This is a genomic window from Streptomyces sp. KLMMK (genome assembly GCF_036961605.1).
Taxonomy (GTDB): domain Bacteria; phylum Actinomycetota; class Actinomycetes; order Streptomycetales; family Streptomycetaceae; genus Streptomyces; species Streptomyces telluris.
In genome coordinates this window covers 1-16253 of record NZ_JBAMDC010000130.1, presented here as the reverse complement: position 1 = coordinate 16253, position 16253 = coordinate 1, and the positions used below count along the sequence as shown (strand labels likewise).

Genomic DNA, 16253 nt, shown 5'->3' with positions numbered 1-16253 from the left:
AGGCGCCGCCGGGTCGCGGGCGCGGGGAGCGAGTCGTACGTCATGACGGGCAGGACCTCCTGGCCACCGGTTCCGCCCCCCGACACTGATCGCAGTATGCGTCGGGCGGGCCGCTCCGGGCGGCAGGCGCGGCGGGCGGATGGTCATACCACCGTTCGGCCGGATGGCGAGAACCGCACCGCCCCGGAACCGGTCGCTGCCATGCTGATCGCGCGGCGCGGCCGCCGGTGGCCCCGCCGGGAGGACGGAGGTGCTCTGTGCGCGAAGGTGCTCGTGGGACGACGGACGAGGAGGCGGGGCGGCGCAGCGCGGCCCTGGTCATCGAGGAGGCCCTGGGATTCCTCTACCCCGCCGCTCTGCGCGCCGCGGCGGCCGTGGGCGTGGCGGACCACCTGGCGGACGGCGCCCGCACCCCGGAGGAGCTGGCGGCGGCCACCGGGAGCGACGCGCCGAGCCTCCGGCGGGTCCTGCGGCTGCTGGCCACGCGCGGGCTGTTCGAGGAGGACGGCCGCGGCCGCTTCCGTCTCACCGAGGCCGGTGGCGCGCTGCGTTCGGACGCGCCCGTGCCGGTCGGGCCTGCGGTCCTGATGCTCACGGACCGGACGATGTGGCGGCCGGCGGGGGAGCTGACCAGGTGCCTGGAGGACGGGGGCTCGGCGTTCGGCCACATCTTCGGCATGCCCTTCTTCGAGCACTTCGCCCGGGACGAGGAGACCGCCGCGGTCTTCCACGAGGGCATGGCCGCCATGTCGGAGGCGGAGAACCGGCCGATCGCCGACCACTGCCCCTTCCCCGGGTCCGCCACGGTCGTGGACGTCGGCGGCGGCCACGGCGGCCTGCTGCTGGCGGCGCTCCGTGGCCGGCCCGGCCTCCACGGCGTCCTCCACGACCGGGCGCACGTGCTGGCGGGCCACCGGCTCGACACCGAGGAGACGAAGGGCCGCTGGTCGCTCCACGAAGGAGACTTCTTCACCTCCGTCCCGCCCGGCGACGTCCACCTCCTCAAGCGCATCCTGCACGACTGGGACGACGAGCAGTGCGTGGGTATCCTGCGCAACTGCCGCCGCGCGCTGGCGCCGGGCGGCCGGGTGCTCGTCGTCGACGCGGTCCTGCCGCCGGGCAACGCCCCGCACCAGGGGAAGACGCTGGACGTGATGATGATGGCCTCCCTGGTCGGCCGCGAGCGCACGGAGAGCGACTTCGCCCGGCTGTTCGACGCGGCGGGGCTGCGGCTGTCGCGCGTCATCCCCACGCCGACCGTGCTGTCGATCGTGGAGGGCGTGGCCGGAACCGAGCCCTCCGAGAAGTCCGGTGGTGAGGAGGGCGGCGCCGGCTGAACCACCCGTGCCGGCCCGCGGGTTCACCCGCTGTCCACCGTGCGGCCGACCGCACCGTCAACCGGATCGAATTCCTCCATATCCCTTGTGTTCCGGATCACTTGAGCCCCCGCCCATGGTCCATTGACCTCGATCACCCGCAATGACGAGGATGATCGAAAACCAGGCCTTTGGGGGAAGGGCATGAGTGCTGACATGGCGTATCACCATTTGGGCGCGGGGGTTCTCGATCACGCCCGGAGCCGGCCCGACGGGATCGCGCTGGCCCTCGGCAAGCGCGACGTCACCTACGCGGAGGCCGCCGGGACGGCACTGACCTGGGCGGCCCGCATCCTGGACGTCACCGGCGGAAGTCCCCGCCGGGTGGGCGTCTTCGCCCACCGCAGCGAGACCTCCTACCTCGGCACGCTGGCGGCGCTCTTCTCCGGCGCCGCCTTCGTGCCGCTCAACCGGCGCTTTCCCGTCAAGCGCACCCGCTCCATGGTGGAGCGCGCCGGCCTCGACGCACTGATCGTGGACCAGGGATCGCTGCCCCAACTCGCCGAGGTGTTACGGGGGATCGCCCGGCCGCCGGCCGTGCTGCTGCCGCACGGCGACGCGGGCGACCGCGAGCAGCTCGCGGCCGCCGGCGTCCCGGCCGTGCTCACCGCGGCGGACCTCGCCGGAGCCGAGCCGCTCGCGACCGCCGTGCAGGCCGGGGAGCACGACCCCGCCTACCTGCTCTTCACCTCCGGCAGCACCGGCGCCCCCAAGGGCGTGCCGGTCACCCACGGCAACGCGCGCTCGTTCCTCGCCGCGGCCCAGGCCCGCTACGGCATCACTCCCGAGGACCGGTTCAGCCAGACCTTCGACCAGACCTTCGACCTGTCGGTCTTCGACCTCTTCATGGCCTGGGAACACGGCGCCCGGGTCTGCGCCATGGACTCCATCGAGATCCTCGCCCCCTTCCGCTACCTGGAGCGCAACGAGGTCACCGTCTGGTTCTCGGTGCCCTCCGTGGCCGCCGTCCTGCGCAAGCGCGGGTCGCTGACCCCGGGCCGGATGCCGGGGCTGCGCTGGAGCCTGTTCTGCGGCGAGGCGCTGCCGCGCGCCACCGCGGAGGCCTGGCAGGCCGCCGCCCCCGCCTCGGCCGTGGAGAACCTCTACGGCCCCACCGAACTGACCATCGCCTGCACGGCCTACCGCTGGGACCCGCGGACGAGCCCGGCCGCGTGCGTCCACGACAACGTCCCGATCGGGCGCCCCTTCCCCGGACTCGCGCCGCTCGTCGTGGACGGGGCGCTGGAGCCGGTCGCCGAGGGCGGCACCGGCGAGCTGTGCGTGGCCGGCCCGCAGACCGCGCCCGGCTACTGGCAGGACCCCGGCCTCACAGCGGAACGGTTCTTCGAGCGCGACGGCAGGACCTACTACCGCACCGGCGACCTCGTGCGCGCCCAGGACGGCGGCGACTACGTCTACCTGGGCCGCAACGACCAGCAGGTCAAGGTCGGCGGCTACCGCATCGAACTGGGCGAGATCGAGGCGGCGTTGCGCCGCGCCGGCTGCGCCGAGGCCGTCTGCATCCACCGGCCCGCCGAGGACGCCATCGCCGCCGTCGTCTCCGGCGCGGACGACCCGGAGGCGCTCGCCGACGCCGTCGCCGCGCTGCTGCCCGCCTACATGGTGCCGAAGTCCGTGCACACGGTCGACGAGATGCCGGTCAACGGCAACGGCAAGGTCGACCGCAACGCCCTGCGCTCCTGGCTGGACACCCGCGCCGCAGCCGTATGAGCGGCAGCCGCACGCCCGGCCGCACGACACGCCTCGAAGACCGCTCCGTGGAGAAGAACATGAACAGCGTCGACCAGCTGATCGCGCACACCCTCAGGATCGACCAAGGCAGGATCACCGCCGACCTGGAGTACCAGTCCGTCCGGGAGTGGGACTCCCTGGGGCACGTGACGCTGATGATGGCCCTGGAGAACGCGTACGGCACCCCCGTGGACGACGAACTCACCCTGGAACTGCGGACGGTGGCCGCCATCCGCGCCTTCGCCGCCGAGCACGCGGGCCCCTCCTCCGCCGGGGAGGCGGGCCCGGCGCCCGCGGCGCAGGAGACGCCCGCAGCACCGGCGGCGACAGCACCGGCGCCGCAGCCCGGCCAGGCCGTCCGCCGCGGGCTCGAAGGCGTCAGCTTCGACCACACCACCATCACCCGCATCGACGGTGCCGAGGGCGTCCTGGAGTACCGCGGCTACAGCATCCACGACCTGGCCGAGCACGCCTCGTACACCGAGGTCGCCCACCTCCTCGTCCACGGCCGGCTGCCCGACGCGCACGCCCGCGCGGCGTTCGAGAAGGAGCTGCAGGCCCGCCGCGCCCTGCCGCCCGAGGTGCTCTCCCTCGTCCGCTCGCTCGCCCACGCCCACCCCATGGACGCGCTGCTCACCTGCCTGCCCGCCCTCGCCGCCTACGGGCCACGGCGCGACGCCGCCGCGGACGAGACCTACGGGGAGGCGCTCGACGCGGGGATCACCCTGCTCGCCCGGATCCCCATGCTGGTCGCGGCCCACCACGCTGTCCGGGAGGGGCGCGAGCCGGTCCTGCCGGCCGAGGACGTGCCCGCCGTCGAGGCGTTCCTGACGGTGCTCCTGGGCGCGGCGCCCACCCCCGCCGCCGTCCGCTTCATGAACAAGGGACTGATCGTCCACGCCGACCACAGCTCCAACGCCTCCGCGTTCGCCGCGCGCGTGGCCACCGGCTCCCGCGCCGGGATGACCGCCGCCCTCACCGCCGCCGTGGCGACGTTCGGGGGCTCGGTGCACGGCGGTGCGGCCGAGCGGGTCGTCCGCCTCATCGACGACGTCGGCGACCCCGCGAACGCCGGGGCCTACGTGCAGGAGCTGCACGGGCGCGGCGAGCCCGTCATGGGCTTCGGCCACCGCGTCTACCGCACCGAGGACCCTCGGGTGCGCCACCTGCGCGCCACCGTCGCCGAGCTGAGCGCGGAGCGCGGCGACACCCGGGGCCTGGACATCCTCGACGCGGTCGCCGCCGCGATGGGCCCGTACGCCCGGCGCGGCGTCGCCCCCAACGTGGACCTGTACGCGGGACTCGCCTACCGGCTGCTCGGCCTGCCCGACGACCTGGCCGTGCCCCTCTTCGTCGTCGGCCGCACCGCCGGCTGGGTCGCCCAGGTGCTCGAACAGCACGCCAACAACGTGCTCATCCGCCCCCTGCTGAGCTACAACGGCCCCCGCTCGCGCAGCTACGCGGGAGGCGCCGCATGAGCCGCCACCTGCTGTGCATCGGCCGCTCCCGGCAGATGCACGCCAAGGCCCACCGCCTCGGCCTGCGCCTGAGCGTCGTCGCCGAGCTGTCCCGGGTGCGCACCCAGCGGGACCTGTCGATGTACGAGCGGATCGTCGCACTGCCCGACACGGCCGGCGTGGCCGAGTGGGTCGCCGCCGCCCGCATGGTGCACGAGCACGACCCCGTGGACGCCATCGGCGGGTTCAACGAGGAGACGCAGGAGTTCGCCTCCGTCATCGCCGGCGCGCTCGGCCTGCCGTACCACGCGCTGGAGACCGTCCGCGCCACCCGCCACAAGCACCTGATGCGCGACGCGCTCCGGCGGGCCGGGGTCGACCCCACGCCGGCGCGCGAGATCGGCGGGCGCGACGACGTCACGGCCTTCGCGGCGGAACACGGCTATCCGCTGGTGGTCAAGCCGGTCGACGGCAGCGGCAGCGCGGCCGTCACCGTCGTCCGCTCGGCCGCGGACGTCCCCGCCCGGCTGCCCGAGGGGTACCGGATGCTCGCCGAGGGCTTCCTCGACGGCGAGGAGTACAGCGTCGAGGCGCTCTCCGAGAAGGGGGAGCACCGCGTCGTCTGCGTGACCCAGAAGTTCACCGACGACGCCACCCGGGTGGAGACCGGCCACTGTGTGCCCGCGCCCGTCGACGACGCGCTGCGCGCCGCCGTCGACGCGTTCGTGCCGCGGGTGCTCGACGCCCTCGGCGTGACGGACGGGCCCACGCACACCGAGGTCATCGCCACGGCCGGCGGGCTGCGCGTCGTCGAGACCCACCTGCGGCTCGGCGGCGACCACATCGTCGAACTGGCCGAACTCGCCCTGGGCATCGACCTCGACACCGCCTGGATCCGGCAGGTGACGGGGGAGACGGTCGTGCCCGACCTGTTCACCGAGGCGTTCCGCGCCGCCGCGATCACCTTCGTCACGCCCTCCGCCGCCGGCGTCCTGGAGCGTACGGAGGGCACGCAGGAGGCTGCCGCGCAGCCCGGAGTCGTCACCGTCGAACACCTCCAGGAGCCGGGCGCGGTGCTCGGCGGGACGCTCACCAGCCAGGGCAGGGCCGCCTGCGTCATCGCCACCGGCGCGACCGGCGAGGAAGCCGTGGAGCGCAGCCGGGCGGCGGCCGGGAAGCTGAGGTTCGTGGTGGCATGCGCGGGGTGAAGCTGGGCCGGCCCGGCACCTGGCTGCTCGGCGGCACCCTGGCCACCAGCCTCGGCGGCGGCATGCAGACCCTGGCCGCCGGAAAGCTGCTCTACGACGAGACCGGCTCGATCGCCGCCTTCGGCGTCGTCCTGATCGTCGAACAGCTCCTCACCTTCACGGTCCCCCTGGTGGCGGGGCCGTGGGTGGACCGCGGCGACCCGCGGCGCATCTGCACCGCGATCGAGCTCGCCCGGGGGACGGCGCTCATCGCCATCGGGTGCGTCATGCTCTCCGGGCCGAGCCCCCTGGGCTGGATCATGGCGATGTCCCTGTGCATCAAGGCGGGGCAGCCCTTCTACCGGGGCGCCATGTTCTCCATGGCGCCGGCCGCCGTACCCGGCGCGGCACTGGGCACCTTCAACGCCTACTCGAACATCGCCCAGCAGGGCGGGGCGCTGCTCGGGGCCGCCGTGGCCGGAGTGATCATCCAGGGCTGGGGCGCCTCGGCGTGCTTCCTGGTGACCGGGGCCGGCTTCCTCCTGTCGGGCCTGGCCATCGCCGCCGCGCGGATGCCGCGGCCGGAGGCGGAGCCCGCGGCGGGGAAGGGGTCTTCGGCGGGAAAGGGGGCATCGGCGGGCTGGGGCCCGGTCGTCGCCCTGCTGCGCACGGAGCGGGGCTTCGCCCGCCACCTCCTCCTGGGCACCGCGGACAACATCGCCGTGGTGCTGTTCAACCTGCTGCTGTTCGCCCTGGTCGCACGGCACTTCGGCGGCAGCGCCTACTGGCTGTCGGCCATGGACTGCGCCTTCGCCGTCGGCGCGATCTGCGCCGCGCCCGCCCTCGGCCCCCTCGAAACGAGGCTGGGGCCGAAGGGCGCGGTGCGGGCCGGTCTCGCGGGCCAGGCCCTGTGCTTCGCGGCCCTCGCGGCCGGGCCGGGCGGCCCCGTCGTGATCGGCCTGGCGCTCGTCCTGGGCGCCTGCAACACCGTCTCCTGGACGACGGTGACCACCGCCCTGCAGCTCAGGGCGGGCAAGGCGGTGCGCGGCCGGATCGGCACCGCCCGCAACCTCGTCACGGCGGGAGTCTCGGCGGCCCTGGTGCCGGTCGTCTCCCGCCTGGAGCAGCGGTCGCTGGGCTTCGCCCTGCTGGCCGGTGCCGTCGTCGTCGCGGCGTACGCGCTGCTGGCGGGGGCCGTCGCGGGGGACCGGGGGACGCCCGGCGAGGACGGCGCGGCACGGCAGGACGGCACGACACGTAACGAGACGTCGGGGGACGAGAAGGAAGTGACTGCCACGTGATCACCCGGGAGCAGCTCGCGGGACGCGACGCGCAGCTGTACAGCCTGCCGCGGTTCGCCGCCGAACGCGGCGTGGACCTCGCCGCCGTGCCGTACACCGGACGCGTCCTGCTGGAGGCGCTGCTGCGCGCGGGCGAGCCCGGGAAGGCGGCCCTCCTCGCGGGACGGCTGGCCGCGGGCGAGGAGGCCGGCCTGGAGATGGCCTTCCCGCCCGCCCGCATCCTCGTGCAGGACTACACCGGCATCCCGCTGCTGGTCGACCTGGCGGCGCTGCGCAGCCGCGTGGACCGGCCCGAGCGGGTCAACCCGGTGCTGCCGGTCGACGTGGTCGTCGACCACTCGGTCCAGGCCGACTATGCGGGCCGCCCGGACGCGCAAGCCCGCAACGAAGCGCTCGAACACGCCCGCAACGCCGAGCGCTACGCCTTCCTGAAGTGGGCCCGCGGCGCCTTCGACGGCGTGCGGGTGATCCCGCCGGGCCGCGGCATCGTGCACCAGGTGAACCTGGAGCAGCTCGCCACGGTCGTCGCCACCGGCGCCGACGGCCTGCTGTTCCCGGACGCCGTCATCGGCACCGACAGCCACACCACCATGGTCAACGGGCTGGGCGTGCTGGGCTGGGGCGTGGGCGGTCTGGAGGCCGAGGCCCTGATGCTGGGCCTGGCCCAGCCGATCCGCATCCCCGCGATCGTGGGCGTCCGCCTCACCGGCACGGTCCGGCCCGGCGTCTCGCCCACCGACGTGGTGCTGACCCTCACGCAGCGGCTGCGCGAGGAGAACGTGCGCGGCCTGCTGGTGGAGTTCACCGGCCCCGGCACCGACGCGCTGTCCGCCGCCGACCGGTGCACCGTCGCCAACATGGCCCCGGAGTACGGCGCGATGGCGGCGTACTTCCCCGTCGACGCCGAGACCCTGCGCTACCTGCGGCAGACGGGGCGCCGCGACGAGGACGTCCGCCTGGCCGAGGCGTACTGCCGCCACCAGCACCTGCTGCGGGAGGAGGGCGGCCGCGGCCCCGAGCCGCGCTTCGGCCGCGTCGTCGACTTCGACCTCGGTGCCGTGCGGCCGAGCCTGGCCGGACCCAGCCAGCCCGACCAGCGCATCGCCATCCCCGAACTTCCGGACTCCTTCGCCCGGTTCCACGGCGGGCCAGTGCGCACCGAGAACGGCCTGAGCGACGGCGACATCGTCATCGCCTCCATCACCTCCTGCACCAGCACGTCCAACCCGAAGGCCATGCTGGCCGCCGGCCTCCTGGCCCGGCGCGCCGTCGAGCGCGGCTTGTCCGTCCCCGGCCGGGTGAAGACGAGCCTGTCGCCCGGCTCCCGCGCCGTCACCCGCTACCTGGAAGACGCCGGGCTGCTTGCCCACCTGGAGAAGCTGGGCTTCCACGTCGCCGGTTACGGGTGCATGACCTGCAACGGCGGCAGCGGCCCCCTCAACGACGGCGTCGGGGAGACCGTCGACGCGCACGGCCTGAACGTCGCCGCGGTCCTCAGCGGCAACCGCAACTTCGAGGCACGCGTCCACAGCCAGGTCCGGGCGGGCTACCTCGCCTCGCCCGCGCTGGTCGTCGCCCTCGCTCTCGCCGGCACCGTCCGCACGGACCTGGAGAGCGAACCGCTGGGCACCGGCAGCGACGGCGAGCCCGTCCTGCTGGCCGACATCTGGCCGACCGGAGCCGAACTGGCGGCACTGGAGGAGGAGTTCCTCACCCCCGAGCTGTTCGCCGCCGCCGAGGGGGACGACCCCGGCTGGGACGCCATCACCGCACCCGCCGGCCCGGTCTTCCCCTGGGACGAGGACTCCACCTACATCCGGCTCCCCGCCTTCGTGGGCGCCACCCGGCGCGCCGACGCACCCGTGCGGGCCGCCCGCGCCCTGCTCGCCCTCGGCGACGACGTCAGCACCGACCACATCTCCCCGGTCGGCGCCATCCCGCAGGACTCGCCCGCCGGCATCCACCTGCGCGAACGGGGCGTGACGGACTTCAACTCCTACGGCTCCCGCCGCGGCAACCACGAAGTCATGGCCCGGGGCGCCTTCTCCAACCCGCGGCTGCACAACGCCCTGACCGGGCCCGGCGGCAGCGGCGGCACCACGCTCCACATCCCGAGCGGCGAACGGCTGCCCGTCCACGAGGCGGCCCGCCGCTACGAGGCCGCCGGCACCCCGCTGATCGTGCTCGCCGGGAAGAACTACGGCAAGGGCTCCTCCCGCGACTGGGCGGCCAAGGGCCCCTGGCTGCTGGGCGTACGGGCCGTCCTCGCCGAGAGCTTCGAGCGCATCCACCGGGCCAACCTCTGCGCCATGGGCATCCTGCCGCTGCTCCTCCCGGACGGCAGGAGCTGGGCCGCCCTCGGCCTCACCGGCCACGAGGAGTTCGCGCTGGAGGGGCTGGAGGACCTGCGCGACACCGGCACGGTGCGAGTCGTGGCCGGCGCCACCTCCTTCACGGCCCGCGCCGAGGTGCACTCGACGGGGGAGTGGGACGTCCTCCTCGCGGGCGGCACCCTCCCCCACCTGCTCGGCCGGCTGGAGGCCGCCGGGCAGGAGGACGGCGGGGGAGCGGCATGAGCCGGGACATCCTCGCCGGGCTGGACCTGCTCGACGCCGCAGGCGCCGAGGCGCTCGCCGGCCGGACCCAGTCCTTCGCTCCCGTCCACCTCGGCACGCGCGACGTGCCCGTCGGCACCCTCCTGGACCTGATCCACCGGGACGGCGCCCTGCTGCCCCCGCGCACCGGGCACCTCGGCAACTGGGAGGACATCGCCCTCGGGCGCTCCGGGCCGATGGACTTCAACACCGCCATCTGCGGGCAGGGCCACGGCTATCCGCTGATCTACGGCTTCACACAGACCGAGACCGAGCCGGACGGCGACACCCCGGCCGGCGGCGACGCCGTCTACCTGCCCGGGTCCGTCGTCGACCGGGGCGGGCGGCACGTCCTGCCGCTCTACACCTGGGACGGCCGGGCGCTCGTGCGCCGCGACCGCAGCCGCCCGCTGTTCTGCCCGCTCGTCAGCACCGAGCACGAGGGAAGCCTCGTCCCGCTGGCGGACCTGCACTGGCGCCGCATGCACACCATCGCCGGCTACCGCTTCGAGCTGGAGGCCTCCTCGATCGTCGCGAACGCCGAGGCGTTCACCGGCATGCTGACCCTCCTGCTGGAGGAGGCGGCCGCAGGCCAGGGCCCGCGGCGCGCCTTCGGCGAGCTGATCAGCCACGCCGTACGGCTCGACGGAGAGGTCTCCCGCTGCGAGGTCCACCCCGACGGCCGCGGCTTCCTCCTCGCGGGCCACCGCTACGGCTCGGCCCGCGCCCTCGCGGAAGCGGCCCTGGAACCCTTCCGCGCCCTGACCGGCCCGCAGGAGTTCCAGGACCGGCTGGGCACGCTGCCGCCCGTCCTGCCCGTGGTGTCCCACCTGCTGACCAGCGTCCTGACCGGGCTCTTCGGCACCCACCTCCCCGACGGGCCCGCCGGTCGCGACGAGGATCCGTTCGTCACCCACCTGCACTGGGGCGCACGGGCGATGGCGGGCTGCCCGCCCCGCCGCGGCGGCTACTTCACCCGCAAGGCCACGGTCCGCGGGATGCGCGCCATCGCCTCCACGCTCGTCCGCTCCTTCCCCGGGGCCCGGCCCCTGTGCGTGGTGCTGCTCCCGGCGCCCGTCTTCATGCTCTGCCCGGCCGGCACGGACCCGCACGACGCGGACCTGATGGCCGCACTCCTGCGCACGGTCCGCGCGGCCCGGCCCGACGCCGCCTACGCCACCGCGACCGGCTGGCTGCAGGAGCACGGCGAGGGCTTCTCCGCGTACCTGCGCGGCCGGTTCCGCGACGGCAGCGGCGTCCCGCACGACGGCGTCCTGCGCGAGCCGTCCGTCCCCGTCGAGCCCGAGGGCTTCCGCGACCTCACCTTCCGCCAGGCGTCGGCGGTCGTGGGGGCCTTCGAAGAGGTGATCAACGCATGAGCCGCAGCACCGGTCGCAGCACCGGCCGCAGCGCGAGCCGCAGCACGAGCGGGCCCGTGAACGGTCCCGCCGGCGGACCGGTGAAGGCCGAGCACTACGCCCTCCGGGCCGCGCTCGCCGAGCCGTTCTCCAGCAACACCGGCCTGACCACCCACGTGCACCAGCAGGTGCTCGTGCTGCACTGGGAGGGCCTGACCGGATACGGCACCGCCCTCGCCGCCCGCCCCGGCGAGCTCGACGCCTGCCTGCCGCTGCTCACGGACGCCTCCCCGCTCGCCCTCGCCCGCACCCTCGGCCGGCTGCACGCGGCAGGGATCCGCCCGGCCGTGGTCGCAGCCGTCGACATGGCCCTCCACGACCTCCTCGGCAAGCGGGCCGGGCTCCCGCTGCACGCCCTGCTCGGACTCGCCGGGCAGCCCCTCGCCCCGACGGCCCTGTCCATCGGCGCCGGCTCGGACGAGGAGCTGATCCGCCGCGGCCGGGCCCTGGCCCACTGGCCCGTCCTCAAGCTCAAGCTCACCCCCGAGGACGACGGCAGCCGGGCCGGGGTCCTGCGCGAGGTCTACGACGGACGCATCTGGGTCGACGGCAACGGCTCCTGGACGCCCGAGCGCGCCGTCGAGGTCGCCCGCGAACTCGACCGGCACGGTGTGGAACTCCTCGAACAGCCCGTCCCGCCGGGCCCGGCCGACCGCCTGCGCCACGTCCACGAGAACGCCCCCTTACCCGTCGTCGCCGACGAGGACTGCACGGGCCCCGAGGACGTCCTGCGGCTGCGCGGCTGCGCCTCCGCCGTCAACATCAAGCTGACCAAGTGCGGCGGCCTGCGGCGCGCCCACGAAACCGCCACCCTCGCCCGGCGGGCCGGGCTGAAGGTGATGCTCGGCTGCAAGACCGAGAGCGCACTCGGTGTCACCGCCATGGCCCAGCTCGCCCCCCTGGCCGACCACCTCGACCTGGACGGCCACGTCGACCTGACCGACGACCCCTTCCGCGGCCTGCGGATCGACCAGGGGACGCTCCTGATGCCCGACGGCCCCGGCCTCGGCGTGACCGCAACAGACACCACCGATGGAGAGAGCTGACATGAAACTCCGCTGCGCCGTCCTCGACGACTTCCAGTCCGTCGCGACCACCGTCGCCGACTGGTCGCCCGTCGCCGGCGACGTCGACGTCGTCTCCTTCCCCGAGCACTTCGGCACCGAGGACGGACTCGCCGCCGCACTCGCGGACTTCGACATCGTCGTCACCCTCCGCGAGCGCGTCCCCTTCCCGGCGTCCCTGTTCGCCCGGCTGCCCCGGCTGAAGCTGCTCGTCGCCTCCGGCATGCGCAACTCCGTCATCGACTACGCCGCCGCCGAGCAGCACGGCGTGACCGTCTGCGGCACCGCCAGCTCCTCCACCCCGCCCGTCGAGCTGACCTGGGCCCTGCTCCTCGGCCTCGCCCGCGGCATCGTCCCCGAGGCCACCGCGCTGCGCCTCGGCGGCCCCTGGCAGTCCACCGTCGGCGCCGACCTGCACGGCCGCCGCCTCGGCCTGCTCGGGCTGGGGAAGATCGGCAGCCGGGTCGCCCAGGTCGGCCTCGCCTTCGGCATGGACGTCGTGGCCTGGAGCCAGAACCTCACCAAGGAGCGCGCCGACGAGGTGGGCACCGGCCTCGCGGCCTCCAAGGAGGAGCTGCTGGAGAGCAGCGACTTCGTCTCCGTCCACCTGGCGCTGAGCGAGCGCACCCGGGGCCTGCTGGGCGCCGCGGAGCTCGGCCTGATGCGGCCCACCGGCTATCTGATCAACACCTCGCGGGCCGCCATCGTCGACCAGGACGCGCTCGTCGCGGCGCTGCACGCCGGGAGCATCGCGGGCGCCGGCGTCGACGTCTTCGACGTCGAGCCGCTGCCGGAGGACCACCCGATGCGCAGCACGCCGCGCCTGCTCGCGACCCCGCACCTCGGCTACGTCTCCCGCAGCAACTACGCGACCTACTACGGCCACGCCGTCGAGGACATCCAGGCCTTCCTGGCGGGCTCGCCGGTCCGCCGCCTCGGCTGAGACGCCACCCGCCCGGCCCGGCCGGCCGCCTCGCGCCGGCCGGCCGCACCGCCCCACCTCTTTCCCTTGCCCCACCCGTCCCACCGGAGCACTTCTGTGAGCATCAGCACGACTCGTCGCACGATGAAACTCGGTGCCTTCCTCCCGGCGCCCGGACACCACGTCGCCGCCTGGCGGCACCCCAACGCCCGCCCGGACGGGGGCCTCGACTTCGCCTACTACCGCTCCCTGGTGCAGACCGCCGAACGCGGCAAGTTCGACATGGTCTTCCTCTCCGACGGCGCCGGCGTCCGCACGCACTACAAGGACGCCGACGAGCTCAGCCGCCAGGGCCGCATGGTCCACTTCGAGCCGCTCACGCTGCTGTCGGCCCTGGCCGTGCACACCACCCACATCGGGCTCACGGCGACCGCCTCGACCACGTACAACGAGCCGTTCAACGTCGCGCGGAAGTTCTCCTCCCTCGACCACCTCAGCGCCGGGCGCGCGGGCTGGAACGTCGTCACCTCGGTGACGGACGCCGAGGCGCAGAACTTCAACCTGGACCGGCAGCCCGCGCACGCCGCGCGCTACCACCGGGCGCGGGAGTTCATGGAGGTCGTCACCGGCCTGTGGGACTCCTGGGAGGACGACGCGTTCCTCTACGACAAGGAGTCCGGCCGCTACTTCGACCCCGCGAAGCTGCACGTCCTCGGCCACAAGGGCGAGCACTTCCAGGTGCGCGGCCCCCTCAACCTCGCCCGCTCCCCGCAGGGCCGCCCCGTCATCGTGCAGGCCGGCTCCTCGGGCGACGGCATGGACTTCGCGGCCCGCTGGGCCGAGGTCGTCTTCACCGCGCAGCAGACCCTCGGCCAGGCCCAGGTCTTCTACAAGGACGTCAAGGACCGGGTGGCCGGCCACGGCCGCAACCCCGACGACGTCAAGGCCCTCCCCGGCGTCTTCATCGTGGCCGGCCGCACGCAGGCCGAGGCCGAGGACAAGTACGCCGTCCTGCAGGACCTCGTCGACCCCGTCGTCGGGCTCGGCCTGCTCACCGGCCTCCTCGGCGACGTCGACATCTCCCACCTCCCGCTGGACGGCCCGCTGCCCGAGCTCCCGCCCACCGAGGGGTCCACGAGCCGGCAGCAGCTCGTCTACGAGCAGGCCCGCAGCCAGGGCCTGACGATCCGGGAGCTGTTCCTCTCCGTCGCCGGCGGCCGCGGCCACCGCTTCCTGCTCGGCACGCCGCAGACCATCGCCGACGAGCTGGAATCGTGGTTCACCGAGGGCGGCGCCGACGGCTTCAACGTCATGCCCGGCTACCTCCCGGACGGCCTCGACGACATCGTGGACCTCGTCGTCCCCGAACTGCAGCGCCGCGGGCTGTTCCGCACCGAGTACGAGGGCACCACGCTGCGCGACCACCTCGGGCTGCAGCGCCCCGCCTTCGCCCCCACCGGGAGCGGGTCGTGACCGTCGACGCCACCACCCTGCGCTCGGTGCTCCGGGCCCATGCCTCGGGCGTGGCCGTCCTCACCGCGGCCACGCCGGCCGGGCCCGTGGGAGTGACCATTACCTCCTTCACCTCGCTGAGCGCCGAACCGGCCCTGGTCTCCTTCGCCCTGGCCGACTCCTCGTCGACGTGGGCGCGCATGAAGGACGCGCACTGGTTCGGCATCCAGACGCTGGGGGCCGGCCAGGCCGGGCTGGCGGAACGGTTCGCCGCCAAGGGGGCCGACCGGTTCGCGCCGCCCACGCGCTGGAGCACCGGCCCCCACGGCGTACCGCTCCTGGAGGGCTGCCCGGCGCGGCTCGTCTGCTCGCGCCGCGAGGTGGTCCGGGCCGGCGACCACCACCTGGTCGTGGCCGCCGTCGAGCACGCCGAGCGCGGCGAGCCCGCCGACGGCCTGGTCCACCTGCACGGCGCCCTGCGCGCCGTCGGCTCCACCACACCCGCAAGGATCTGACCCGTGCACAAAATCCTCCTCTTCTCCCGCCGTTCGCTCGGCAAGCGCCCCCTGCAGGAGTGGCTCGGCGCCACCGCGGGCGATGTCGTCCTGGTGACGCCCCGCAGCGCCGTCGAGGGTGCCGAAGACATCGTCGAGCAGCACTTCCTCGGCCACGAAGCGGTCGACTCCTACGACTCCTGGGCGGCCGACCGGGCGGCGGAGGCGGCCGCCCGCTCCTTCGGGGTCGGCCTCGTCGCCAGCACCAGCGAGGACGACGTCATCCGGGCCGCCCGGCTGCGCGAGCGGCTGGGCCTGCCCGGCCAGCACACCGCCTCCGCGCTCGCCTACCGGGACAAGGCCGTCATGAAGCGGATCGCCCGCGACGCCGGCCTGACGGTCCCCGCCTTCGCGCCCGTCGACGACGCGATGGACCTGCTGGACTTCATCGACGCCCACGGCTACCCGCTCGTCGTCAAGCCGCGCTTCGGCGCGGGCGCCGAGGGCGTCGCCATGCTGCACACCGAGGAGGACCTGGCCGCGTTCCTCGACCCCGCCGGCCGTCCGGCGGACCCCGAGGAGCCGTTCCTGCCCGGCCGGTGGATGGCGGAGGGCTTCGTCCGCGCACCCTTCTTCCACGTCGACGGCATCATGCGGGACGGCGCCGTCGTGCACTGCTGGCCGTCCCAGTACAGCAGCGGCGTCGCGGAGCACCTGAAGGACGCGACCGGCCTCAGCAGCGTGCTGCTCGCACCGGACGACGAACGCACCCCCCTCCTCACGGAGTTCACGGCCGCCGTCATCGCCGCCCTGCCCCGCCCGGACCAGACCACCGCCTTCCACCTCGAGGCGTGGATCGGCGACGACGGACGGCCCGTGCTCTGCGAGATCGCCTGCCGCGCCGGGGGAGTGCTCGTCGCCGACGCCTACGAGCGGGCCTTCGGCGTCCACCTGGCGAAGGAGGGCCTGCGCGCCCAGTGCGGCCTGCCGCTCTCCCTCACCGAACAGCCCGCAGCTCCCGCCGCGGCGGTCGCCTGGGCCATCTTCCCGGCCGGCAAGGGCGTCTTCGTCCCCCCGGCCGGTCCCTGCCCCGTGCCGGGCGTCGAGCTGACCCTTCACCTTGCCGCGGGGACGAGGAGCGAGGGGATGACGTACCTGGGCGAGACCGCCGCGGGCGTCCTGGTCACCGCGGACACCGCGGAGGAGGCCGGCGAACGGCTGAACGAGACCACGCAG

Annotated in this window: 12 protein-coding genes; all 12 read left to right on the top strand. The window is 74.5% G+C overall.

Annotated elements, in window-relative coordinates:
* Positions 1 to 257 precede the first annotated feature (257 nt).
* A complete protein-coding gene (locus V7793_RS19630) occupies positions 258 to 1337 on the top strand; it encodes a methyltransferase (protein WP_336008295.1) in 1080 nt (359 codons plus the stop codon).
* 195 nt (positions 1338 to 1532) lie between these two features.
* Positions 1533 to 3107, top strand: coding sequence for an amino acid adenylation domain-containing protein (locus tag V7793_RS19625; protein WP_336008294.1), 1575 nt, complete (start codon positions 1533 to 1535; stop codon positions 3105 to 3107).
* Positions 3104 to 4606: a citrate/2-methylcitrate synthase gene (locus tag V7793_RS19620; RefSeq protein ID WP_336008292.1), complete on the top strand. Its 1503-nt coding sequence runs from the start codon at positions 3104 to 3106 to the stop codon at positions 4604 to 4606. Before V7793_RS19625 ends, V7793_RS19620 begins: the two co-directional genes overlap by 4 nt.
* Entirely contained in the window at positions 4603 to 5793 is a 1191-nt protein-coding gene (locus tag V7793_RS19615) for an ATP-grasp domain-containing protein (protein WP_336008290.1), read from the top strand. Before V7793_RS19620 ends, V7793_RS19615 begins: the two co-directional genes overlap by 4 nt.
* Entirely contained in the window at positions 5781 to 7073 is a 1293-nt protein-coding gene (locus tag V7793_RS19610) for an MFS transporter (protein ID WP_336008288.1), read from the top strand. The genes V7793_RS19615 and V7793_RS19610 overlap by 13 nt, the downstream gene beginning before the upstream one ends.
* On the top strand, positions 7070 to 9649 hold the full coding sequence (gene acnA / locus V7793_RS19605; protein WP_336008286.1) for an aconitate hydratase AcnA: 2580 nt from the start codon (positions 7070 to 7072) through the stop codon (positions 9647 to 9649). The genes V7793_RS19610 and acnA overlap by 4 nt, the downstream gene beginning before the upstream one ends.
* The gene (locus tag V7793_RS19600) at positions 9646 to 11046 is read left to right on the top strand and encodes a DUF6025 family protein (RefSeq protein WP_336008284.1); all 1401 of its coding nucleotides are present in this window, start codon (positions 9646 to 9648) and stop codon (positions 11044 to 11046) included. The genes acnA and V7793_RS19600 overlap by 4 nt, the downstream gene beginning before the upstream one ends.
* On the top strand, positions 11043 to 12131 hold the full coding sequence (locus tag V7793_RS19595) for a mandelate racemase/muconate lactonizing enzyme family protein (RefSeq protein WP_336008282.1): 1089 nt from the start codon (positions 11043 to 11045) through the stop codon (positions 12129 to 12131). The genes V7793_RS19600 and V7793_RS19595 overlap by 4 nt, the downstream gene beginning before the upstream one ends.
* A 1-nt stretch (position 12132) precedes the next feature.
* On the top strand, positions 12133 to 13092 hold the full coding sequence (locus V7793_RS19590) for a D-2-hydroxyacid dehydrogenase family protein (protein WP_336008280.1): 960 nt from the start codon (positions 12133 to 12135) through the stop codon (positions 13090 to 13092).
* Positions 13093 to 13188: 96 nt separating this feature from the next.
* Positions 13189 to 14544, top strand: a complete 1356-nt coding sequence (locus V7793_RS19585; RefSeq protein WP_336008278.1) for an LLM class flavin-dependent oxidoreductase — start codon at positions 13189 to 13191, stop codon at positions 14542 to 14544.
* The gene (locus V7793_RS19580; protein ID WP_336008276.1) at positions 14541 to 15038 is read left to right on the top strand and encodes a flavin reductase family protein; all 498 of its coding nucleotides are present in this window, start codon (positions 14541 to 14543) and stop codon (positions 15036 to 15038) included. Before V7793_RS19585 ends, V7793_RS19580 begins: the two co-directional genes overlap by 4 nt.
* 3 nt (positions 15039 to 15041) lie before the next feature.
* Positions 15042 to 16253, top strand: a 1212-nt coding sequence (locus V7793_RS19575; RefSeq protein WP_336008273.1) for an ATP-grasp domain-containing protein, incomplete at its 3' end; no start/stop codon positions are given.

What these genes read in the sequence shown, in the direction of transcription:
- V7793_RS19625 (WP_336008294.1), top strand. Translation starts at nt 1,533, where the DNA reads ATGGCGTATCACCATTTGGGCGCGGGGGTTCTCGATCACGCCCGGAGC.
- V7793_RS19620 (WP_336008292.1), top strand. Translation starts at nt 3,104, where the DNA reads ATGAGCGGCAGCCGCACGCCCGGCCGCACGACACGCCTCGAAGACCGC.
- V7793_RS19615 (WP_336008290.1), top strand. Translation starts at nt 4,603, where the DNA reads ATGAGCCGCCACCTGCTGTGCATCGGCCGCTCCCGGCAGATGCACGCC.
- V7793_RS19610 (WP_336008288.1), top strand. Translation starts at nt 5,781, where the DNA reads ATGCGCGGGGTGAAGCTGGGCCGGCCCGGCACCTGGCTGCTCGGCGGC.
- V7793_RS19600 (WP_336008284.1), top strand. Translation starts at nt 9,646, where the DNA reads ATGAGCCGGGACATCCTCGCCGGGCTGGACCTGCTCGACGCCGCAGGC.
- V7793_RS19595 (WP_336008282.1), top strand. Translation starts at nt 11,043, where the DNA reads ATGAGCCGCAGCACCGGTCGCAGCACCGGCCGCAGCGCGAGCCGCAGC.
- V7793_RS19590 (WP_336008280.1), top strand. Translation starts at nt 12,133, where the DNA reads ATGAAACTCCGCTGCGCCGTCCTCGACGACTTCCAGTCCGTCGCGACC.